21 protein-coding genes and 1 tRNA gene are annotated in these 20,645 nt (G+C 73.3%); 8 read left to right on the forward strand and 14 right to left on the reverse strand.

The annotated features are described in order from the left end of the window. Positions 1–40 precede the first annotated feature (40 nt). The 3 genes from LX15_RS21250 to LX15_RS21260 are packed head-to-tail and all read right to left on the reverse strand — an operon-like array spanning position 41 to position 1,927. Positions 41–388 (reverse strand): rhodanese-like domain-containing protein, encoded by a 348-nt coding sequence (locus LX15_RS21250; protein ID WP_253671382.1) that lies wholly within the window; start codon positions 386–388, stop codon positions 41–43. Between the two features lie 46 nt (positions 389–434). Further along, complete coding sequence (locus tag LX15_RS21255) at positions 435–1,403, reverse strand: hypothetical protein (protein ID WP_253671383.1); 969 nt, start codon at positions 1,401–1,403, stop codon at positions 435–437. A 5-nt stretch (positions 1,404–1,408) separates the two neighbouring features. Further along, complete coding sequence (locus tag LX15_RS21260; protein ID WP_253671384.1) at positions 1,409–1,927, reverse strand: SigE family RNA polymerase sigma factor; 519 nt, start codon at positions 1,925–1,927, stop codon at positions 1,409–1,411. Between the two features lie 187 nt (positions 1,928–2,114). On the opposite strand from LX15_RS21260, the gene LX15_RS33200 reads away from it, so the two are divergent. Further along, positions 2,115–3,056 (forward strand): serine hydrolase, encoded by a 942-nt coding sequence (locus LX15_RS33200; RefSeq protein ID WP_253671385.1) that lies wholly within the window; start codon positions 2,115–2,117, stop codon positions 3,054–3,056. A 10-nt stretch (positions 3,057–3,066) separates the two neighbouring features. Here LX15_RS33200 and LX15_RS21270 read toward each other — a convergent pair whose 3' ends face one another. The 7 genes from LX15_RS21270 to LX15_RS21300 form a co-directional block, all read right to left on the reverse strand. After that, positions 3,067–4,674, reverse strand: a complete 1,608-nt coding sequence (locus tag LX15_RS21270; protein WP_253671386.1) for a monocarboxylic acid transporter — start codon at positions 4,672–4,674, stop codon at positions 3,067–3,069. Beyond that, positions 4,671–5,057, reverse strand: a complete 387-nt coding sequence (locus tag LX15_RS21275; protein ID WP_253671387.1) for a DUF485 domain-containing protein — start codon at positions 5,055–5,057, stop codon at positions 4,671–4,673. The genes LX15_RS21270 and LX15_RS21275 overlap by 4 nt, the downstream gene beginning before the upstream one ends. 246 nt (positions 5,058–5,303) lie before the next feature. Continuing rightward, positions 5,304–7,079, reverse strand: coding sequence for a sodium/solute symporter (locus tag LX15_RS21280; protein WP_253671388.1), 1,776 nt, complete (start codon positions 7,077–7,079; stop codon positions 5,304–5,306). A gap of 9 nt (positions 7,080–7,088) precedes the next feature. Beyond that, positions 7,089–7,502: a hypothetical protein gene (locus LX15_RS21285; protein WP_253671389.1), complete on the reverse strand. Its 414-nt coding sequence runs from the start codon at positions 7,500–7,502 to the stop codon at positions 7,089–7,091. Continuing rightward, positions 7,499–8,335: a LytR/AlgR family response regulator transcription factor gene (locus LX15_RS21290; RefSeq protein ID WP_253671390.1), complete on the reverse strand. Its 837-nt coding sequence runs from the start codon at positions 8,333–8,335 to the stop codon at positions 7,499–7,501. The genes LX15_RS21285 and LX15_RS21290 overlap by 4 nt, the downstream gene beginning before the upstream one ends. Before the next feature lie 576 nt (positions 8,336–8,911). Further along, the gene (locus tag LX15_RS21295) at positions 8,912–9,787 is read right to left on the reverse strand and encodes a S49 family peptidase (RefSeq protein WP_253671391.1); all 876 of its coding nucleotides are present in this window, start codon (positions 9,785–9,787) and stop codon (positions 8,912–8,914) included. Positions 9,788–9,870: 83 nt separating this feature from the next. Next, complete coding sequence (locus LX15_RS21300; protein WP_253671392.1) at positions 9,871–11,241, reverse strand: sensor histidine kinase; 1,371 nt, start codon at positions 11,239–11,241, stop codon at positions 9,871–9,873. Between the two features lie 233 nt (positions 11,242–11,474). Here LX15_RS21300 and LX15_RS21305 point away from each other — a divergent pair, with 233 nt between their 5' ends. From LX15_RS21305 to LX15_RS21315, 3 genes are read left to right on the forward strand one after another with little or no spacing between them, the layout of a single operon-like run. Continuing rightward, entirely contained in the window at positions 11,475–12,230 is a 756-nt protein-coding gene (locus tag LX15_RS21305) for a (Fe-S)-binding protein (RefSeq protein WP_253671393.1), read from the forward strand. Continuing rightward, positions 12,212–13,642 (forward strand): LutB/LldF family L-lactate oxidation iron-sulfur protein, encoded by a 1,431-nt coding sequence (locus LX15_RS21310; protein WP_253671394.1) that lies wholly within the window; start codon positions 12,212–12,214, stop codon positions 13,640–13,642. Before LX15_RS21305 ends, LX15_RS21310 begins: the two co-directional genes overlap by 19 nt. Continuing rightward, the gene (locus LX15_RS21315; protein WP_253671395.1) at positions 13,635–14,267 is read left to right on the forward strand and encodes a LutC/YkgG family protein; all 633 of its coding nucleotides are present in this window, start codon (positions 13,635–13,637) and stop codon (positions 14,265–14,267) included. Before LX15_RS21310 ends, LX15_RS21315 begins: the two co-directional genes overlap by 8 nt. A 13-nt stretch (positions 14,268–14,280) precedes the next feature. On the opposite strand, the gene LX15_RS21320 is transcribed toward LX15_RS21315, so the two are convergent. Together LX15_RS21320 and LX15_RS21325 are read right to left on the reverse strand one after the other, a co-directional pair. Further along, the gene (locus LX15_RS21320; RefSeq protein ID WP_253671396.1) at positions 14,281–15,144 is read right to left on the reverse strand and encodes an Fpg/Nei family DNA glycosylase; all 864 of its coding nucleotides are present in this window, start codon (positions 15,142–15,144) and stop codon (positions 14,281–14,283) included. 374 nt (positions 15,145–15,518) lie between these two features. Then, positions 15,519–15,962 (reverse strand): DUF983 domain-containing protein, encoded by a 444-nt coding sequence (locus LX15_RS21325; protein ID WP_253671397.1) that lies wholly within the window; start codon positions 15,960–15,962, stop codon positions 15,519–15,521. A gap of 255 nt (positions 15,963–16,217) precedes the next feature. Between LX15_RS21325 and LX15_RS21330 the strand changes: the two genes are divergently transcribed. From LX15_RS21330 to LX15_RS21340, 3 genes are all read left to right on the forward strand, one after another. Then, positions 16,218–17,318 (forward strand): alpha/beta hydrolase, encoded by a 1,101-nt coding sequence (locus tag LX15_RS21330; protein ID WP_253671398.1) that lies wholly within the window; start codon positions 16,218–16,220, stop codon positions 17,316–17,318. A 23-nt stretch (positions 17,319–17,341) separates the two neighbouring features. After that, positions 17,342–17,417 (forward strand) — tRNA-Gly (locus tag LX15_RS21335). A 112-nt stretch (positions 17,418–17,529) separates the two neighbouring features. Next, entirely contained in the window at positions 17,530–17,940 is a 411-nt protein-coding gene (locus LX15_RS21340) for a PPOX class F420-dependent oxidoreductase (protein ID WP_253671399.1), read from the forward strand. Between the two features lie 4 nt (positions 17,941–17,944). Here LX15_RS21340 and LX15_RS21345 read toward each other — a convergent pair whose 3' ends face one another. Next, positions 17,945–18,268, reverse strand: a complete 324-nt coding sequence (locus tag LX15_RS21345) for a hypothetical protein (RefSeq protein WP_253671400.1) — start codon at positions 18,266–18,268, stop codon at positions 17,945–17,947. Positions 18,269–18,468: 200 nt separating this feature from the next. After that, on the reverse strand, positions 18,469–19,140 hold the full coding sequence (gene msrA, locus LX15_RS21350; RefSeq protein ID WP_253671401.1) for a peptide-methionine (S)-S-oxide reductase MsrA: 672 nt from the start codon (positions 19,138–19,140) through the stop codon (positions 18,469–18,471). Between the two features lie 155 nt (positions 19,141–19,295). Here msrA and LX15_RS21355 point away from each other — a divergent pair, with 155 nt between their 5' ends. Beyond that, complete coding sequence (locus LX15_RS21355) at positions 19,296–20,450, forward strand: SHOCT domain-containing protein (protein ID WP_253671402.1); 1,155 nt, start codon at positions 19,296–19,298, stop codon at positions 20,448–20,450. The last annotated feature ends 195 nt before the right edge of the window (positions 20,451–20,645 follow it).

Here is a 20,645-nt window from a genome sequence, read left to right on the forward strand (position 1 = left end):
ACTCCACCTGCCACGGCTGGCCTGGTCGCACCCGGCCGTCCTACAGGATGTGCGGCTCGGTGCCGGCCAGCTCGCCGACGACCGGCCGCCCGCTGGCCGCCCACGCCTTCATGCCGCCGGCCACGTTCACCGCGTCCCACCCGTTCTCGTTCAGGTAGGCGGTGACGCGCGCCGAGCGGCCGCCGGTGCGGCACACCACGAACACGTCGGCGTCGTCGGGCAGCTCCCCGAGCCGGGCCATCAGCTCGCCCATGGGGATGTGCAGGGCGCCCGGGGCGTGGCCCGCCTGCCACTCGTCGTCCTCGCGGACGTCCAGCAGCACCTGGCCCGCCGCGGGCTCGACCGGAACTTCGTCGACCGTCACTTCCGGCACCTGGTTCAGCGTCACACCCCGATGCTGCCACGTCCGGCCGTAGCGGTGGCGTGAGCCGCCCTCATCGCAGCCGCGCGGCCAGCTCCTCGGCGATCCGGGCCAGCCCGGCGTCCGACAGGGGCAGGGTCGCCCGCCCGGGACCGAAGCGCACGACGGTTCCCGGCTCACTCGGGTCCGGCCGCACGTCACCGCTGCCCCAGCTCCGCACCGTGAGCGTGTAGGTCCGTCCGCCTGGGCGGTAGATGACGGCGAGCTGCCTCAGCGACTGGAACGGCTCGGTCGGCGTCGCCTCGTACATCTGGAGCACGGTCCCGTCCGGCAGGACCTTGCGGAACGGCGGCTGGCAGTTGCGGTCGCCGAAGGCGTGGCGGTCGGCGGCCACGAGCGGCTCCTCGCTCACCCGGGACGCCTGCATGGCCAGGCTGCCGGTGCCCTCCGCGTCCGTCAGGTCCACCTCGACCGCGTACGCGGGACGTCCCCCCGGTCGGGACGGGGGCGGCAGGTCCTCCCGCCTGGGTGGGGACACCTGGAGCGGCACCCCCGCCGAGCGCACCACCGAGACGAAGGAGGCGAGCTGCTCGTCGCCGATCCGCTCCGGGCCGAAGGACGACAGCACGTCGTCGGGCACACCGCTGGAACACCACTCCTTGTGGATCACGGGGCGCCCTGACGGCGGTGGGGCGGACATGCCCGTTGACCAGGTTCCGTCCGGCTTCCTCGCCGGCAGGCTCGCCCGGGGCCAGTCCGGCCCGGCGGCCGCCGTCGCCGTCCCGGCCACTGTCGAGGTCGTGGACGCGGCACCACCCGCGGGGGGAAGCGGTCGCGCGAGGTCCCGACCGGCCAGGCCGGAGGCCGCCACGCCGACGGCCACCACCGCGACCACCACGCCGACCGCGCCGCCGGCCCTGATCCACCGCAGTCGGCGTCGGCCCCGGGCCACCACCTCGTCCAGGCCGGTCCTGGCGCTGGGCGCCGGTCCGTCCACGACGTCCCGCAACCACGCCACGACCTCGCGATCCTCGTCCCGCATCCCGCTCACCTCGCCGTCCGCGTCGCCTCGCCGCCGAGGGCGGAGTACGCCTCCCGCAGCGCCGCCAGCCCCCGGGAGGCCTGGCTCTTCACCGTCCCCGTCGAGCAGCCCATCGCCTCCGCGACCTGTTCGATCGACAGGTCCTGGACGAACCGCAGCACCACCACGGCGCGTTGCCGGTCGGGCAGCCGGGCCAACGCGGCCAGCAGCGGTCCCCGGGTCTCCGCGGCGTGGAAGGAGCCGGCCGCCCGCGCGTCGACCCGTTCCGGCGGTTCGGCCACCGCCCGTTCCCTGGCCCGCCGTCGTCGGCGGGTGTTGAGGAACTCGTGGGTGAGGACCTTCCTCAGGTAGGCGTCGACCGTCTCCTCCCGGATGCGCCGCCACCGCGCGTAGACCTTGACGAACGCGCTCTGCGCCAGCTCCTCGGCCTCGCCCCAGTCGCCGCACAGCGCGAAGGCCGTGCGGCGCGCCGCGTCGAACCGGGCGGTGAAGTAGTCGGCGAACTCCGCGTCGCGTCCGGCCATCCCGGCTCCTCCCTGCCCGACACCGCGGCCTGCCCGACACCGCGGTCGGCCTCTCTACGCGCGGGGCGGGGCCGAGGTTGCATGGGGAGGATCACCGGCGGCGGGAGGTCCTCCGGACGCCCGGGCCGCCGAAAAGGTTGCCGTCACCTGGGGGCATCCTTCTGGCGGCCGTCGAGGTCAAGGGGGTGTGGGTGACACACGACCGCTGTTGACGGGGCTGGTCGTCGGCGCGTTGGTGGCGGGCCTGGCGACGGTCGCGACCAGCCAGGGGGCGGACGCCTCCGGCTCGCTGTCCATCGAGGGACCGGGACCGGACGCGCCGCCGGACCCCGAGGACCTCGCGACCGCGCCCACCCTGGTGGTCGAGCCGACCGCGCCGAGCCCCGCGCCTCTTCCGCGGGACGCCGGTTCCGGGGCGTCGGCCGAGCGGGCCCTCGCGGCGGCCAGGGCGGCGGCGCCGGGCACCGCCCTCGGTGTCGCGGTCTACGACCGGCGGCGGGGCGCGTTCCTGGCCCGGTACGGGGCCGATCGGCGGTTCACCTCGGCGTCGTTGGTCAAGGTGCTGATCGCTCTGGAGGCGCTCGACCGGCAGCGGGGCGGGCCGAGCGCCGGTCTGGCCGACCAGCTCCACCAGATGCTCGCGCGGAGCGACGACGGGATCGCGAACGTGCTGTGGCCCCAGCACGGCGGGCCGGAGATCGTGCGACGGGTCGCGGCCAGGGCGGGGATGACGCACACGCGCCCGCCGAAGGACCCCGACCGCTGGGGCGACACCGTGGTCACGGCCGGCGACGTGGTCGCGCTCTACCAGTACGTGGTGGACGAGGCCCCGCCGGCGCACCGCGACCTGCTGCTGCGCGCCCTGCGCGCGGCTCCCCGGCGCGCCGCCGACAACCTGGACCAGCACTTCGGAATTCCCCGGGCGGCGGGTGGGCGGCCCTGGGCGGTCAAGCAGGGCTGGGCCTGCTGCCTCCCGGACCGCGTGCTGCACACGACCGGGCTGGTCGGGCCGGGCGACCGGCACATCGTGGTCGTGCTCAGCTCGCACCCGGCCAGACGGAGCCAGTCGGTGGCCGCCGGGTACGTCACCGCGGCCACCGCCGCCCTCACTCCCCTGCTCACGGGCTGAGGGCGCGCCGCTAGTGCGGGACCGCCTTCTCGGCTCCGGCTCCGGTGAGCGCCCTGACCTCCATCTCGGCGTAGCGGGCCGGGTCCGAGGGGTCCCTGGCGAACACCGTGCCGAGGAAACCGAACAGGAAGGAGAGCGGGATGGACACGATCCCCGGGTTGGACAGGGGGAAGAGGTCGAAGTCCGCGCCGGGGAACATCGCCTTGTCGTTGCCGGACACGGCCGGCGAGAACACGATCAGGAGCACGGTCGTGGCGAGCCCGCCGTAGATGCTCCACAGCGCGCCGGAGGTGTTGAACCGCCGCCAGAACAGCGAGTACAGGATCGTGGGCAGGTTCGCCGACGCCGCCACCGCGAACGCCAGGGCCACCAGGAAGGCGACGTTCTGGCCGTTGGCCACGATGCCGCCGAGGATGGAGACCAGCCCGATCACCACGGCGGTCGCCCTGGCGACCCTGACCTCCCGCGCCCGGTCGTCCACCCTGCCGCGCTTGATCACGTTCGCGTAGATGTCGTGGGCGAACGACGCCGACGCGGTGATGGTCAGCCCCGCGACCACGGCCAGGATCGTGGCGAAGGCGACCGCGGCGATCAGGCCGAGCAGCAGCGGGCCGCCCAGCTCCGCGGCGAGCAGGGGCGCGGCGGAGTTGACCCCGCCCGGCGCGTTCCTGATCGTCTCCGGCCCGACCAGGGCGGCGGCCCCGTACCCGAGCACCAGGGTGAACAGGTAGAACAGCCCGATCAGCCAGATCGCCCACACCACGGACCGCCGGGCCTCCTTGGCCGTGGGCACGGTGTAGAAGCGCATGAGGATGTGCGGGAGGCCGGCGGTGCCGAGCACGAGGGCCAGGGCCAGCGACAGGAAGTCCAGGCGGCTCAGCCCGCTGACGCCGTACTGCTTGCCGGGGTCGAGCAGGGCGGCGCCGTTCGGGCCGCCGCGCTCGACGGCCGCCCCGAGCAGCCCGGAGAGGTCGAGCCCGAACCGGACGAGCACCCACAGCGTCATGGCGGCGGCCCCGGAGATCAGCAGCACCGCCTTGATGATCTGCACCCACGTGGTGCCGCGCATGCCGCCGACCAGCACGTAGAGGATCATCAGCAGGCCGACGACCGCGATCACCACGGCCTGGCCGCCCCTGCTGGTCACGCCGAGCAGCAACGCGATGAGGCCGCCGGCCCCCGCCATCTGGGCGAGCAGGTAGAAGAACGACACCGCCAGGGTGGACAGGGCCGCCGCCATCCTGACCGGCCGCTGCCGCATCCGGAAGCTGAGCACGTCGGCCATCGTGTAGCGGCCGGTGTTCCGCAACAGCTCGGCGACCAGCAGCAACGCGACGAGCCACGCCACCAGGAAGCCGATGGAGTACAGGAACCCGTCGTAGCCGTTGATGGCGATCGCCCCGGCGATGCCGAGGAACGAGGCCGCGGACAGGTAGTCGCCGGAGATGGCGACGCCGTTCTGGGGACCGGTGAACGCGTGGCCGGCGGCGTAGTAGTCGGCGGCGGTCCTGGTGTTCCTGCTCGCCCGGAACACGATCACGAGGGTGATCGCCACGAACAGGGTGAAGATCCCGATGTTGAGGACGGGGTCGCCGCCCGCCTGCGCCAGGGCCGTCACGCCGCGCCTCCCTCGGTGGGGCGCCGCGGGGTCGTGTCCTCCCCGGCGCCCTCGATCCGCTCCCGGATCTCCTCGGCCAGCGGGTCCAGTCTCCTGCCGGCGTGCCGGACGTAGAGCATGGTGATCGCGAAGGTGGAGACGAACTGGGCCAGCCCGAGCACCAGGCCGAGGTTGATGTTGCCCACCAGGCGCGTGCTCATGAGCCCGTGCGCGTAGTCGGCCAGCAGCACGTACAGCAGGTACCAGGCGAGGAAGAGGACGGTCGTCGGGAAGACGAAGCGGCGCAGTCTGCGGCGCAGCTCGCGGAACGGCTCACCCGACTGGACGGCCAGCCAGGTCTCGGCGTCGGTCGGGCCCCCGGTGGGTCGTTCGGTCATGCTCACTCCGGCCTCCCCAGAGCTGCGCGGCTCGTCGGTCAGGAAGTCTCGCGAACCGTAGAGAGACGCAGCTCACGCCGTAAGCCTCCGATCGGGGGGCAATTGCCACCCGGGACGGGCGGATCGGCGAGCGGTCGCCCGGGCACGACAAACGGACCGTGGCACGGGCTGGGCCGTGCGTCCCGCGCCCCTCACCCGTTCGGCCGCGCGGGCCGCGCGGCGGTCACCACGCCGGGTCGGCCCCGACGGACCTCATCTCAGCTTCCGGCCCTCGACCAGTCGGGCCCTGTCCTCGGTGAACCGCTGCACGGCGCGGTCGTGGCCGAAGCCGAGGCGGTCCGGCGCGTGCAGCCGCAGCATCGTGCGGGAGACGTCCGCCGGCACCCGCCGACGCGTGATCTTGCTGACCACCACCATGGTGAGGAACGCCGCCGGCACGGTGACCGCCGCGGGCTGGGTGAGCAGGGGCCCCGCCCATCCTCCGTCGTTGGCCGCCACCACCGTCGCCACCGTGGAGAACAGCGACAGCCCGCCGCCCACCACCAGTCCCACCGCCGCGCCGGCCGCCGTCAGCCCACGCCACCAGATCCCCAGCACGAGCAACGGGCAGAAGGTGGAGGCCGCGGTGGCGAAGGCCAGGCCCACGCTCTGCGACACGTCCAGCGAGCCGGCGATCACCGCGGCGGTCAGCGGCACCAGCCCGGCGATGACGGTGCCGACCCGCACGTCCCGCACGCGCCCCCGCAGCACGTCGGTCGACAGCACCCCGGCGACGCTCATCACGAGGCCGGCCGAGGTGGACAGGAACGCCGCGAACGCGCCGGCCGCGGTGAGCGCCGCCAGCAGCCGTCCGCCCCAGTTGCCCAGCACCGCCGACGGCAGAAGGAGCACCGCGGCGTCGGTGGTGCCGGTGACCAGCAGCTTGGGCACGTACAGCCGGGACAGGGCCCCGATGATCGTCGGGAACAGGTAGAACAGCCCGAGCAGCACCAGCACGAACAGGGTCGTCTGCCGGGCCTGGCGCCCGTCGGGGTTGGTGTAGAACCGGACCAGCACGTGCGGCAGGCCCATCGTGCCGAGGAACGTCGCGAAGATCAGCGAGTAGGTCCGGAAGAGCGGCCACTCGTCGCCGTAGAGCGGCCGCAGCCAGCTCGCGTTGTCCGGGGGGGACCCGATCACGACCGGCACGGGCGCGCCCTCGGGGAACCGCAGCCGGGTGCCGGCCGACACCTCCTGGTGGCCGGGCCCCCAGTAGACGGGGCCGTCCGCGGCGCGGCGGTTGACCTTCCCGTGCGCCTCCAGCAGCACGGGCTCGGCGACCGTGAGCACGACGTTCGTCCGCACGTCGAGGGTGGTGTCGGCGGTGAAGACCGGCGGCAACGGGTCGCTGAGGGTGGGCTGCTTCGGGGCGCGGTCGCCCGCGAACGCGATGCAGAGGACGAAGGCGGGCACGCCGATCGCGGTGAGTTTGATCCAGTACTGGACCGCCTGCACCAGGGTGACCGCGCGCATCCCGCCGAACAGCACGTTCATCACGACGAGCCCGGCGACCAACAACGCCCCGGCCCACGGCGGCAGGTGGGTGACGGTGCTCAGGGTGAGTCCCGCCCCCTGGAGCTGCGGCACCAGGTAGAGCCACCCGATCAGGACGACGAAGATCGTGGCGAGCCGGCGCAGGCGCAACGATCCGAGCCTGGCCTCGGCGAAGTCCGGCAGCGTGTAGGCGCCGGAGCGGCGCAGCGGCGCGGCGACGAACAACAGCAACGCCAGGTACCCGGCGGTGAAGCCGACCGGGTACCACAGCGCGTCGGCCCCGTCGCGCATCACCAGCCCGGCCACGCCGAGGAACGACGCGGCCGACAGGTACTCCCCGGCGATGGCCGCCGCGTTGGTCCTGGCCGAGACCACCCGACCGGCGACCAGGAAGTCGGAGGTCGTGCGCGCCCGGCGGGACCCCCACACCCCGAGTCCGAAGGTGAGCACCGCGACCACCGCGATGCCGGTCAACGCCCAGACGTCCAGCCCCATCGAAGGCTCTCAGTTGTCGAGCATGGTGACGAAGTCGCGCTCGTTGCGTTCGGCGAGCCGGTTGTGCAGGTGGCCGACGCCGACGAGCACGGGGTAGGCCAGCACGCCGAGGATCAGCCACGGCACCGGGACGCCGAACACGGTGTGGTCGGCGATCTCCGGCACGAGCAGGAAGAGCGCGGGTAACCCGGCCAGCAGCACGACGGTCACCGCGCCCAGCGTGGCGGCCATCCTGAACTGCGTCCGCACGAGGTCGCGCACCAGCCGCTCGCCCACGGTCGCCTGCTGGCCGACCGGCAGCGGGGGGCGGACGACGCGGTGGGGCGCGGCGAGGACCACGCGGACCCGACGCCGGCGCTTGGCCGCGAGGGTCCACTCGTCCCGCCGGCCGGGCGGCGGCCCGAGGGCGTCGTGCGGGCTCATCGCGACCCCCAGTTGTTCTTCGGACCCCTGACCAGGCGGTCCTTGAGGTCCCGGGTGTGTCGCCGGCTGACCGGCAACGTCTTGGCCCCCTCACCGCGCCCCACCACCACCTGGTAGCCGGAGGAGCCCATCTGGAGCTCGCTGATCAGCGGCAGGGACACGAGGTAGGAGCGGTGGATGCGCACGAACCCGGCGTCGGCCCAGCGTTCCTCCAGTTGGGCCAACGGGATCCGCACGAGGTGGCTGCCGTCGGTGGTCCACAGCCGCGCGTAGTCGCCCTGTGCCTCGACCCACTGCACGGTCGACCGGGGCACGAGCTTGGTCGTCCCCGCCAGCTCGACCGGGATCACCTCCTCGTCGTGGTGCTCCTCGGCCGCGCCCGAGTGCGCCGAGCGCACCTTCTGGATCAGCCGGAGGACGCGCTCCACGCGGTCCGCCCTGGGCGGCTTGAGGATGTAGTCGAGGGCGCCCAGCTCGTAGGCCTGCGCGGCCTGTTCGGGGTGGCCGGTCACGAAGACCAGCGCGGGCGGCTCCCGGAACGCCTCCAGCACCCGGCCCAGCTCCATGCCGGACAGGCCGGGCATGTTGATGTCGGCGAACACCGCGTCCACCGGGCAGGCGACGCTGCGCACCGGGGGGCGTGAGGAGTCGGGTCCGCCCCGGATCAGGCGGAGCGCCTCGGCGGCGTCGAACGCGGTGAGCAGTTGCCTGACCCGAGGGTTGTTCCCGAGCAGGTAGGCGATCTCCTCCAGGTTGCGGGGCTCGTCGTCCACCGCCAAGACGACGAGGCCGTCCGTGCCCGGGTGCGCACTCGTGCTCGTGTGGGTACTCACTGTGACGCCCTATCCTGCCGATCCGCCTGGCTGGCTGTCCACGGTGACGCGACCGCCCGTCGGGGTGACGGTGTGGAGCGTTCCGCGCCGCCTCCGCCGGAGCAGGTGATCACTATGGCGCGCGGCCCGTGCCGGGCGGCATGCGGGGCCCACCCCTAGTTGATCACGCACTCATTCGGAGCAACGAGCGGGAGACGCGCCGGTCACGCGTCCATTCGGCAGCACCCACCGAAAGAGCGGCTCTCGCGGCGGGTCCGCTGACGTCATGGCGCACGGGAAGAGAGGGTCGGCGTCCACGAGCAGCGCCGAACCACCAGTTTTCCCAGGGCCACGGGCAATTGCCCTGCACTGTCCACTATGGACAACCAAGGTCGCGCTACGACCAACCGCAGCACGACCAACGGCAGGTTCTGGGATTCCGGCACGACGTCCCAGAACGCATCGTGCGCTCTCGATGGCCTTGCTGGCGCGGTCATCGCCAGTCCTGTCCCGGGACGCGCACCGCGCGCACCGACCAGAGGGCATGGCTGCCCCGTCACCAGGACGAGGCAGCCACCCCACCGCCGAACTACGGCGCTACAGACCGAACCGGGACCAGACAGCCCGGTGCTCCAACGCCTCGATCGCGCCGAGCACACCCTCCGCCGGGCCCGCGCCGAACCGGGCCGCCGCCCCACCCAGACCGAGCCGGGCCAGCAGCGGCCTGCGGGGCTCCGCGACCGCGACCGTGGCGTCCGGCCAGCGCTCGCCCACGACCCCGCGCATCGTGCCCAGGCCGTCGACCAGGCCGAGGTCCAGCGCCTTCGCCCCGGTCCACACCTCGCCGGAGAACAGGTCCGCCTCCTCGCCGCGCAGCCGGCCGCCACGGCGCTCGCGCACCCACTCGACGAACTGGGCGTGCAGGTCGGCCTGCATGGCCTTCAGCCAGGCGACGTCCTCGGGCTTCTCCGGCTGGAACGGGTCGAGCCGCGCCTTGTGCTCGCCGGCCGTGTGCACCCGTCGTTCGACGCCGAACCGCTCCAACAGGCCCGCCAGGCCGAACCCGGCGCTGACCACGCCGATCGAGCCGACCAACGAGGTCGGGTGGGCGTAGATCTCGTCGGCCGCGCACGCGAGCCAGTACCCGCCGGAGGCGGCGACGTCCTCGCAGAACGCCAGCACCGGCACGTTCTTCTTCGCCGCGAGGCCGCGCACCCGGTCGGCGATCAGCGCCGACTGGGTGGGGGCCCCGCCGGGCGAGTTGACCTCCAGCGCGACGGCGACCAGCCGGTCGTGGCCGAAGGCCCTGGTCAACGCCGTCTCCACGGCGTGCGTGTTGATCGTGGCCCTGGCCACCGGCGTGGGCGTCGGGGTGATCACGCCGTGCAGGCGGACCACCGCCACCACCGGGCGTTCCGCCCGCTCGCCGAGCCGACCCGGCAACCGTGAGGCCAACCGCTCCGCGACGTTCATGTGCCCACACTACGGATCAGGCCACGGCCCGCGCCGGCGCCCGGCCCCGGGCTCCTCAGGGGGCGGTCACGACCGGGCGCCGGTCACCGCCGGCCGACCGGGGTCTCCTGGGGCGAGGCCACCACCCGGAGCTTGGGCTGCGCGGGGACCGGCAGCGCCTCGGGGTCGAACCCCGCGGCCCGGAAGTCCCCGTCGTCGTCCAGGTGGCCGCGGAGGTCGTCGTCCCGGTCCCCGTCGTCCTCGAAGAGCTGCCAGGCGGGGGGTTGGGCGTGCACGCCGGCCCTGAACTTCGGGACCCGCATGATCACCTTGGTGCCGGCCCCGAAGTTGGTCTCCACGATGAGCCCGTAGTCGTCGCCGAACGCCGTGAGCAGCCGCTGGTTGATGTTGCCGAGGCCGACGTGCGCGCCGGTGACGTGGGCGTTGGCGAGTTCCTCGCGCAGGCGCTCCGGGTCCATGCCCACGCCGTCGTCCTCCACGCTGATCACCGCCTCCGCGCCGGCGTCGGCCGCGACCACGGTGATCGTGCCGCCCTCCCGCTTGCCGGCCAGCCCGTGCCGGACCGCGTTCTCCACCAGCGGCTGCAACGTCAGGAAGGGCAACGTCACCGGCAACACCTCCGGCGAGATCTGCAACTCGATCCTCAGCCGGTCCTCGCCGAAACGCGCCTGCTCCAGCGTCAGGTACCGCTCGATGTTGTGCAGCTCGTCGGCCAACGTCGTGTACTCGCCGGCGGTGCGGAAGGAGTACCTCGTGAAGTCGGCGAAGTCGAGGAGCAGCTCCCGCGCCTGCTGGGGGTCGGTGCGCACCAACGAGCCGATCGTCGTGAGCGCGTTGTAGAGGAAGTGCGGCGAGATCTGCGCGCGCAGCGCCTTGAGCTCGGCCGTCGCGAGCTGCGCCCTGGACTCCTGGAGCTCGGCGAGGGAGAGCTGGATCGACACGTACGTCGCGGCCTCGGCCGCGGCGCGGTCCAGCCGTTTCCCGTTGGTGGAGGCCACGATCGTCAACGCGCCCGCCGTCCTGCCGTCGACCTGGAGCGGCACCACGACCGCGTGCCGCATCGGGCAGCGGGGGACCTCGCAGTAGAGGTTGCCGTGGTCGATCTTCTGCTTCCTGCCGGTGGTGAGGACCGCGACGATCGCGTCGGAGATGTCGGCGTAGTGGTGGTTCGCCTCCCCGTCCCACGCCAGGAGCTGGCCCTGGGCGTCGCTCAGCGCCACCGCGACGCAGGCCAGCAGCTCGCGCAGGTGCGGCGCGGCGGCCTCCGCCGACTTCACCGACAGCCCGTCCTGCAACGCCGGCGCGGCCCGGGAGACCCTGTGCAGCGCGTCCAGCGTGGCGTTCTCCACCGAGGTGCTCACCCTGCGGGCCCGGCACAGCATGAGGAACAGGGAGAGCACCGCGGCGGTGGAGACCAGGGTGGGCGTCGTTTGCTGGATGATCAGCTCCCGCACGCGACCAATGCTGGGGGGACGCGGGCCCCCGGGGCAACCGCCGGCAGCAAGGTCACGTAAATCGATCGGGTGAATGTTGTGGGGACAACCTGTCGCGGAGCCGGCTCCCTGACGACATCTTGGTCTTGTGGACGGGCTGGGCCGCGACGCCCGCGCGGCGCGGCAGGGCCGTCCGGGACCGCGAGGGGAGCGGGCCTGGACAGCGACGGGACTGGGCCGGCAGGGTGAACAGGGTGTCGACGCGGAGATCGAGTCCGGTGCGGGTCGCGCTGTTCGCGACCTGCCTGACGGACACGTTGTTCCCCGGGACCGCGATCGCCGCCACCCGACTTCTGGAGCGGTTGGGGTGCCGCGTCGAGTTCCCGCTCGACCAGACCTGCTGCGGCCAGATGCACCTCAACACCGGCTACCGGGAGCACGCCGCCGACCTCGCCGAGCGGTACGCCGCGATCTTCGCGGGCTACGACGCGGTGGTGGCGCCCTCCGGGTCGTGCGTGGCGATGGTGCGGGAGTTCCACCAGGACCTCGTCGCCTCCCCCTCCCGCAACGGCGCGGTCCGCCACACCTACGAGCTCTCCGAGTTCCTGGTCGACGTCCTCGGGGTGACCGACGTCGGCGCGTACTTCCCGCACCGGGTCACCTACCACCCGACCTGCCACTCGTTGCGGGCCATCGGGGTGGGCGACCGCCCGCTGCGCCTGCTGTCCTCGGTGCGCGGCCTGGACCTGGTCGCACTGCCCGAGGCCGAGACGTGCTGCGGGTTCGGCGGCACCTTCGCCGTGAAGAACGCGGACGTGTCGACCGCGATGCTCGCCGACAAGATGCGGTGCGTGGCGGAGACCGGGGCGGAGGTGCTGACGGCGGGCGACAACTCCTGCCTGATGCACATCGGCGGCGGCCTGTCCCGGCTCCGGGTCGGCGTGCGCACGGTGCACCTGGCGGAGATCCTGGCCAGCACGGAGGAGGAGCCATGGCGGGCACCGGCGTGACGTGGCTGGGCACCCCGGCCTTCCCGAGGGCGGCGCGGGGCGCGCTGGCCGACACCCAGCTCCGGCGCAACCTCCGCAAGGCCACCCACACCATCCGCGACAAGCGCGCCGCCGCCGTCGCGGAGCTGGCCGACTGGGAGCGCCTGCGGCGCGCGGGCGCCGCGATCAAGGACAGCGTGCTGGCCAACCTGGACGTCCACCTGGAGCGGCTGGAGGCCGCGGTGACCGCGCGCGGCGGCGTGGTGCACTGGGCGCGGGACGCCGACGAGGCCAACGCGATCATCCTGCGGCTGGTGCGGGCGGCCGGGGCCGACGAGGTGGTCAAGGTGAAGTCCATGGCCACCGCCGAGATCGGGCTGAACGAGGCGCTGGCCGAGGGCGGTGTCCGCGCGGTCGAGACCGACCTCGCCGAGCTGATCGTGCAGCTCGGCCGCGACCGCCCGTCGCACATCCTGGTCCCGGCGATCCACCGCAACCGCGCGGAGATCCGGGAGATCTTCCGCAGGGAGATGCCGTCGGCCTCGCCCGGCCTGACCGACGACCCGCGCGAGCTGGCCGACGCGGCCCGGCACCACCTGCGGCTGAAGTTCCTGTCGGCGCGGGTCGCCGTCTCGGGGGCCAACTTCGCGGTCGCCGACACCGGCTCGGTCGTGGTGGTGGAGTCGGAGGGCAACGGGCGGATGTGCCTGACCCTGCCGGAGACCCTGATCACCGTGATGGGCATCGAGAAGGTGGTGCCCACCTGGCGGGACCTGGAGGTGTTCCTCCAGCTCCTGCCGAGGTCGTCCACGGCGGAGCGGATGAACCCCTACACGTCGGTGTGGACCGGGGTGACCCCGGGCGACGGGCCGCGCCAGTTCCACCTGGTGCTCCTGGACAACGGCCGCACGGACACGCTGGCCGACGAGGTCGGCCGGCAGGCGCTGCGCTGCATCCGGTGCTCGGCCTGCCTGAACTCCTGCCCCGTCTACGAGCGGACGGGCGGGCAGGCGTACGGGTCGGTCTACCCCGGGCCGATCGGGGCGATCCTCACGCCGCAACTGCTGGGCGACCTCTCCCACCCCCAGCCGGCCTCGCTGCCCTACGCGTCGTCGTTGTGCGGCGCGTGTTTCGAGGTCTGCCCGGTGCGCATCGACATCCCCAGGGTCCTGGTGCACCTGCGGTCCCGCGTCGTGGACGCCAGGGGCGGCCGGTCGCCGGAGGCGGCGGCGATGGCGGCGCTCGCCTGGATCATGCGGGACCCCGGCCGGTTCGAGGCGGCGCAACGGGCGGGGTCGCTGGCCCGCCTGCTGGCCCGGCAGGGGCGGATCAGCCGGCTGCCGTGGCCGGGGTCGCGGTGGACGTCGGCGCGGGACGTGCCCGCGCCGCCCCGGGAGTCGTTCCGGGCGTGGTGGAGGCGCAACCGTGGTTGATCCCGATCCGCACGCGTCGGCGCGTTCCGAGGTGTTGGGCCGCATCAGGGCGGCCATCGGGCCGGACCGCCCCCGGGTCCAGATCCCCAGGGACTACGACGTCCGGCGGGAGCACGGCAACGTCGTGGAGCTGCTGGCGCGGCGGATCGCGGACTACCGGGCCGTCGTGCGGCGGGTGGCGGCGGCCGACCTGCCGGACGCGATCGGCACGTTGCTGGCCCGCCGCCAGGTGCGGATCATGCTGGGTCCGGCGGACCTGCCGGAGGAGTGGCGGGCGCCGGACGTGGAGTGGCACCTGGACGACCCGCCGCTGACCGTCGAGCAGCTCGACCGGGCCGACGGCGTGCTCACGGGCTGCGCCGTGGCGATCGCCGAGACGGGGACCATCGTGTTGGACGCGGGCGCCGCGCAGGGGCGCCGCGCGCTCACCCTGGTGCCGGACTACCACCTGTGCGTGGTGCGCGCGGACCAGGTCGTCGGCTCGGTGCCCGAGGCGCTGGCGCGGCTGGACCCGGTGCGGCCGTTGACGTTCGTCAGCGGTCCCTCGGCGACCAGCGACATCGAGCTGGACCGGGTCGAGGGCGTGCACGGGCCGCGCACGCTGGAGGTGCTCGTCGCCTCGTGACGCGCCGGGAGCGTCACTTGAGGAGGCGGGACAGCCGACGGTCGGCCAGTGGGCGGCCGCCCGTCTGGCAGGTCGGGCAGTACTGGAGGGAGCGGTCGGCGAACGACACCTCGCGCACGGTGTCACCGCAGACCGGGCAGGGCAGCCCGGTGCGCCCGTGCACCCGCAGCCCGGAGCGCTTCTCCCCCTTCAGGCGCGCCGCGTGCTGGCCGACGGAGCGGTCGACGGCGCCGGTCAGGACCTCGCGCAGCGCGGTGTGGAGCCGGTCGAGGGCGTCGTCGTCGAGCCGGCCGGCGGTGGCATAGGGCGAGAGCCGGGCGGCGTGCAGGATCTCGTCGGAGTAGGCGTTGCCGATCCCGGCGAGCAGGGACTGGTCGGTGAGGGCGGTCTTCAGCCGCTCGCTGCGGCCGGCGAGCAGCTCGGCCAGCTCGTCGCGGGACAGGGCGAGCGCGTCCGGGCCGAGACGGGCGACGCCGGGGACCTCGGCCGGGTCGTGGACGAGCCACACGGCGAGGCGCTTCTGGGTGCCGGCCTCGGTGAGGTCGAACCCCGGGCCCTCGCCGGGCGGGCCGAGGTGCGCGCGCAGGGCGAGCGGCCCCTTCCCCGGGCGCGGCGGCGCGGCGGCGGTGGTGTCCAGCCAGCGGAGCCAGCCGGCCCTGGCCAGGTGGGTGACGAGGTGCAGGCCGTCGCAGTCGAGGTCGAGGTGCTTGCCGTGGCGGGTCGCGCCGGTGACGACGCGGCCGACGAGCGCGGACGGTGGGGGGTCGACGGTCTTGAGGGCGGTGAGCGAGGCGACGTCGACCCGGGTGACGGTGCGGCCGACGGCATGCTCGCGAAGGTGGTGCGCCAACGCCTCCACCTCGGGAAGTTCGGGCACCCACCCAGTGTGGCAGTCCGGCCGGGGCGCCACCGCCCCGCCGCCCGGACCTCCCACCGGGGCCCCACCCCTCCCCCAGGACAGCCCCCACCCGCCCTGGGGGGCGTCCCCTGCACCAGCCTAACCAGCCACACCCACCCGACCCAGGACCCCGCACCAGCCTGTGGACAACTCCGGGTGATGTGGATAACTACCCTGCGCGACCGCCATCCCGCTAGTCACCGCACGTCGATCGCTGCGCCGCCCCATCGGGGTCCGCTGTTCGCGTGAGCCGTGGGCGACGAGATCCACAGCAGGGAGTCAGGCGACCCGCATCAGCCTGGTGCAGGACCCGGGTGAGGGAAAGGCGAAGGAAAATGCGGGGAGAGCGCCGGTCACTCCACCGGTTGCAGCGGCCCGACGCCGTCCCGGTCCGGCGTCGCGAACACCTCGATGTTGCGGGCCACCCGTCCGACCTCCTGGCGCACCTTGAGCACGCCCCGCACCTGGCCGACCCACCGTTCGGCCGGGTGGTCCTCCAGGTTGCCCGGCGTCTCCGCGACCACGGTCCACGGCCGGCGCAGCGCCCACCGGGCGGGGAAGAAGCCGACCACCAGCGCCAGGGCGAGGATCAGCCAGGCCGGGACCATCACCGAGGCGGGGGTCCACCACACCAGCGCGACGACCAGCAGGCCGAGCAGGACGGCCATGAAGACGCCGGGCGCCTGGCCGCCGCTCACGTCGTGCTCGAAGTCGTCGGCGGTGGCCGGGTTGCTCCACTCCATCCGGGTGCGCACGGTCCACATCCGACCGTCCGCACCGCGCACCAGCCGAGTCATCGCCGCCTCCTCGACCAGACCCGGGCGGGTCGGACGGTCACGCATCCGCCCCGACCGGTCACCGAGCGTGAGACAACGGTACCTCGCGAGCACTGCGCCGCGCGGGTGAATGTCGTGTCCACCTGACCTCCGGCGAGGCGGGCCCTGAGCAGCAGACGGTCCCGGGAATTGTGCCGTCAGAAGATCATTCGACCGGAGTCGGAGTGACCGAGACCACAGCACCGGCGCTCACTACCAGCCAGTAGCTTCCAGGGCATGCGCTCCCCGCTGAGCATGCTTCCGGCAACGACACTCGCGAGGGCAGCCCGCGCCCTCCTCGGCCTCCCCGACCCCGTCCTCCGAGTCCTCGGGGGCCGTCCCATCCGGGTCGACGGCCAGGTCATGGCGCCCACCTCGCAACTCGTGCTGCGCATCCAGCGGTTCATGGACACCGGCTTCGAGGCCGACCAGCCCGCCACCCGCGCCCGAGCCGACTTCGGGCAGCTCACCAGGATGCTCAACGCCGCGTGGCGGAGCACGACCCTCGTGCGTCGGATCGTCATCCCCGGTCGCGACGGGCCGATCCCCGCGGCGCTCCACGAACCGCGCGGCCTCCCCGAGGGATCGCCCCTGCTGGTCTTCCTCCACGGCGGCGGATGGGTGATCGGCGACCCGGACAGCCACGACGTCGTGTGCCGCTTCCTCGCCGAACAGGCCGAGGTGCGCGTGCTCTCGGTCGACTACCGCCTGGCCCCCGAACACCCCTTCCCCGCCGCGGTCCAGGACGCCGAGGACGCCTTCCGGCACGCCGTGGAGCACGCCGCCGAATGGGGAGCCGACCCCGCCGCGGTCGCGGTGGGCGGGGACAGCGCGGGCGGCAACCTCTCGGCCGCCCTCGGGGTGCTCACCAGCCGCGCCGACGGCCCCCGCCCGGCGTTCCTCCTCCTGATCTACCCGGCGACCGACGCCACGCGGGTCCGTCGATCCCGTCGTCTGTTCGCCGAGGGCTTCCTCCTCGGCGAGCGCCAGATCGACTGGTTCCTGGACCACTACGCGCCGGACCGGGCCGCACGTGAGGACCCGAGGCTGTCCCCCCTGCTCGCCGACGATCTCAGCGGGCTCCCGCCGACCTACGTCGCCACCGCCGGGTTCGACCCGCTGCGCGACGAGGGTGAGGAGTTCGCGGAGCGCCTGCGGCAGGCGGGCGTTCCCGTGGCCGTGCGGCGGCACCGGGAGCTGTTCCACGGCTTCGCCAACATGCTGGGGATCGACCGGCACGCGCGGGCGGCGATGCTGGAGGCCGCGGGCGCGCTCCGGGCCGGTCTGGCCTTCGGGAGGGGGCGATTTCGGGGTTCGGCGGGGCGTCCGCTACAGTAGTGCCCGCACGCCGGAAGGCGCAGGCGGACGTAGCGCAGTTGGTAGCGCATCACCTTGCCAAGGTGAGGGTCGCGGGTTCGAGTCCCGTCGTCCGCTCCACGAGCGGGAGGGTGACCAGGTCACCCTCCCGCTTCTGTTTTCCCGGTGTTCGCGGAGCTTCCCGCCCGCGGTCTCCCGAGCGCCGGTCCCGCCGGCCCGGCAGGATGACGCCGTGGATCTCGACACAGCCAGGGCGGTCGCCAGGGAGCAACACCACGCCGTGCTCGCGACCATGCGCGCCGACGGGACACCCCAGATGTCGCCGGTGCTGGTCGCCGTCGACGACGAGGGTCGGCTGCTGATCAGCACGCGGGAGACCGCCTTCAAGGCGCGCAACGCGCGTCGCGACCCCCGCGTGTGGATCTGTGTGCTCCCCGACGGCTTCTTCGGCCGATGGGTCCAGGTCGAGGGCACGGCGACCGTCGTGTCCCTCCCGGAGGCGCTTCCCGGCCTGGAGGACTACTACCGGCGGATCTCCGGCGAACACCCCGACTGGGACGAGTACCGCGCCGCGATGCGCGCCGAGCGGCGCGTGCTGCTGCGGATCGAGCTGACCAGGGCGGGTCCCGACCGCAGCGGGTGAGCCGTCACCCGCAGCAACGCGGGTTCCGGCAGGGGACCCCGTACTCGCTGCCGTAGGCGACGAACTCCTGGACGGGGCGGAGCGCCTCCGCCGCGAGGTCGGCCGGCATCTTCTTGTGGTCACGGCCGGCGGGGTTCGCCCAGGTCGCGGGCGCGTCGTCGAGGTCGAACCGAGGGCGGCCGCCGACGAACAGCGTCCAGAGGGGGTGGTTGGGGAAGTTGTTGATCCGCAACACCCACCACTCACCCTCGACGAGGGCGGCGACCGGGAAGAACACGTCACCGGTCTGCCCCCACTCCGGGCGGACTGTCAGTTCGGGCCGTTCCACGGCGGCCATCGTGCCTGACGCCCGTCACCCGCCGTGCGCCCGGTCCTGGCACACCGCCCGACCAGGGAGGACCTCACCCGGTGCCGTGAAGCCCCCCGTCACCGGGTGTTCGTCGGGCGTTCCCGCACCGTCGGGCTCCCCTGGCCACCGGACGCCAACCGCCCGGGACCAGGAGCTGTCTCGGTCAGGAGCCGTCCGGGTCAGGAGCCGTCCGCGACCCCGAGCCCGACCGGGCAGGACACGCCGGTGCCGCCCAGGCCGCAGTAGCCGTTCGGGTTCTTGGCGTCCGAGAGGTACTGCTGGTGGTAGTCCTCGGCGTAGTAGAAGGCGCGGAGCGGGGCGATCTCCGTCGTGATCACGCCGTGGCCCGCGGCGCTGAGCGCGTCCTGGTACGAGGCGCGGCTGGACTCGGCGGTCGCGCGCTGCTCGTCGTCGGCGTAGTAGATCGCCGACCGGTACTGGGTGCCCACGTCGTTGCCCTGGCGCATCCCCTGGGTCGGGTCGTGCGCCTCCCAGAACACGCGCAGGAGCTGCTCGTAGCTCACCTGGGAGGGGTCGAAGACGACGAGGACGACCTCGGCGTGCCCGGTCCGCCCGCTGCACACCTCCTCGTACGTCGGGTTGGGGGTGTGGCCGCCGGCATAGCCCGCCGCGGTCGACCAGACGCCGGGCGTCTGCCAGAAGCGGCGCTCCGCGCCCCAGAAACACCCCAGCCCGAAGACGGCGGTGCGCATTCCCTCGGGGAACGGCGGCACGATCCGCCGGTCCGGGTGCACGGCGTGCCGCTCGGAGACCGGGATCGGCTCGGTCCTGCCGGGCAACGCCGTCTCGGCGGTGACCAGTTCCGTCTTGTCGCGTCCGAACCAGGTCATACCCCCACCCTACGGGCAGCGCGTGGTCGTGTGGTGCTCCTGTCAGGTCCTGTTCGCCAGGGTGCCTTCGTCTGATCCACTGCTTCGGCACAATGTTGCGGGTCTCCAGGCTGTCTTTCGCGGGAGCCGACCATCAACCGAAAGGGGGCGCCAGGGTGACCTGGCAAGACGAGCTGCGGCGTCTGGACGAGGAGCTGGCCGCCGGCCGCATCTCGGCGGACGAGTACCGCCAGCGCCGGGACCAGATGGCCTCGGCGGGCTCGGGCTCCCCCGGCACGCCGCCGGGTGGCCAGCCCCTGCCGGGCGGAGGAGCGCCCGCACCGCAGGGAGCGGGCCCCTTCCCACCTCCCTTCCGCTGGGGGGACAACGCGGACACCACCCAGGTGGTCGGACAGGGTTCGGACCAGGCTGCGTCGTCCGCCGAGTCCACGCAGGTCGTCCGCTCCGGCGGCGACGCCGACCGGACTCAGGTCGTGCCCGGCGGTGTCGGCGCCTCCCCACCGCCGCCGGGTTACGCCGCCCCCGGCTACCCGCCGCAGGCCGGCGCGCACCAGCCGATGCCCGTGCCGGGAGGGTGGGCCCCGCAGGCCGAACCCGACGCGCCGCCGTGGGCGGGCTCCGACCTGCCCTCCCTCGCCCAGGGCTGGTTGCGCCAGGGGCCGGAGGTGTTCGACGAGGACACCGGGTCGAGCACCGGCAAGAAGATCGGCATCGTCGCGGCCGTGGTGGTCCTCGTGGGCGCGCTCTCCTTCGGCGCCTACTGGTTGTGGGGCCGTGACACCGCCAGCGGCAAGGACCAACCCGCCGCCACCGGCGAGACCAGCGCCAGCCCCAAGCCGAAGGACCCGATGGCCGTGGCGGATCTCGGGGGCAAGGCGGCCGACCACAGCAGGATCACCACGTTCGACGACGTCAAGAAGATCAACTATCTGACGCCCGAGGAGATCCAGATCTACGAGGCGGGCCGTCCCGACAAGGCGCGGATGGCCGTGGCCCAGCTCGGGGACGGCCAGCAGGCCGTGGTGCTGAACGTGGCCGTCGGGGAGCCGACGAAGGCGGCGGACACCGCGAACAGCCTCAGCAACCTGCAACGGGTGTACGGCATGGAGGCCGCGGCGGACATGCCGTCCGCGGTCAAGGTGACCAAGACGGGCCCCAAGGCCAACACTCCCGCCACCGTCCGGGGGCACTACCGCGCGAAGGGCGTGGTCGTGCGGGTCCAGGTCACCGGGAAGGACCTCGACGCCGCGTTGAGCACCTTCCGGAAGACCCTCGACCGACAGCTCGAGGCGTTGCCGGCCGACGAGTGAGGTCGGGCGCTCGTGCCGCGAACCGTGGCCCCCGTCCGTCCCGCTCGGATAAGTTCACCGAGGATGGTCACCTGATGACCACTTTTCAGTGAAGCATTGAGGACCATCACGCTCGTTACCTGCGCTATCAGTAACGATCTTGTCGCAGGTCACGACATGGGTGGCGATCCACACACCCATTCGGTCGGTATATGC

Source organism: Streptoalloteichus tenebrarius (assembly GCF_024171885.1).
Taxonomy (GTDB): Bacteria; Actinomycetota; Actinomycetes; order Mycobacteriales; family Pseudonocardiaceae; genus Streptoalloteichus; species Streptoalloteichus tenebrarius.

What these genes read in the sequence shown, in the direction of transcription:
- LX15_RS21255 (WP_253671383.1), bottom strand. Translation starts at nt 1,403, where the DNA reads ATGCGGGACGAGGATCGCGAGGTCGTGGCGTGGTTGCGGGACGTCGTG.
- LX15_RS21260 (WP_253671384.1), bottom strand. Translation starts at nt 1,927, where the DNA reads ATGGCCGGACGCGACGCGGAGTTCGCCGACTACTTCACCGCCCGGTTC.
- LX15_RS21280 (WP_253671388.1), bottom strand. Translation starts at nt 7,079, where the DNA reads ATGGGGCTGGACGTCTGGGCGTTGACCGGCATCGCGGTGGTCGCGGTG.
- LX15_RS21285 (WP_253671389.1), bottom strand. Translation starts at nt 7,502, where the DNA reads ATGAGCCCGCACGACGCCCTCGGGCCGCCGCCCGGCCGGCGGGACGAG.
- LX15_RS21295 (WP_253671391.1), bottom strand. Translation starts at nt 9,787, where the DNA reads ATGAACGTCGCGGAGCGGTTGGCCTCACGGTTGCCGGGTCGGCTCGGC.
- LX15_RS21310 (WP_253671394.1), top strand. Translation starts at nt 12,212, where the DNA reads ATGGCGGGCACCGGCGTGACGTGGCTGGGCACCCCGGCCTTCCCGAGG.
- LX15_RS21325 (WP_253671397.1), bottom strand. Translation starts at nt 15,962, where the DNA reads ATGACTCGGCTGGTGCGCGGTGCGGACGGTCGGATGTGGACCGTGCGC.
- LX15_RS21330 (WP_253671398.1), top strand. Translation starts at nt 16,218, where the DNA reads ATGCGCTCCCCGCTGAGCATGCTTCCGGCAACGACACTCGCGAGGGCA.
- msrA (WP_253671401.1), bottom strand. Translation starts at nt 19,140, where the DNA reads ATGACCTGGTTCGGACGCGACAAGACGGAACTGGTCACCGCCGAGACG.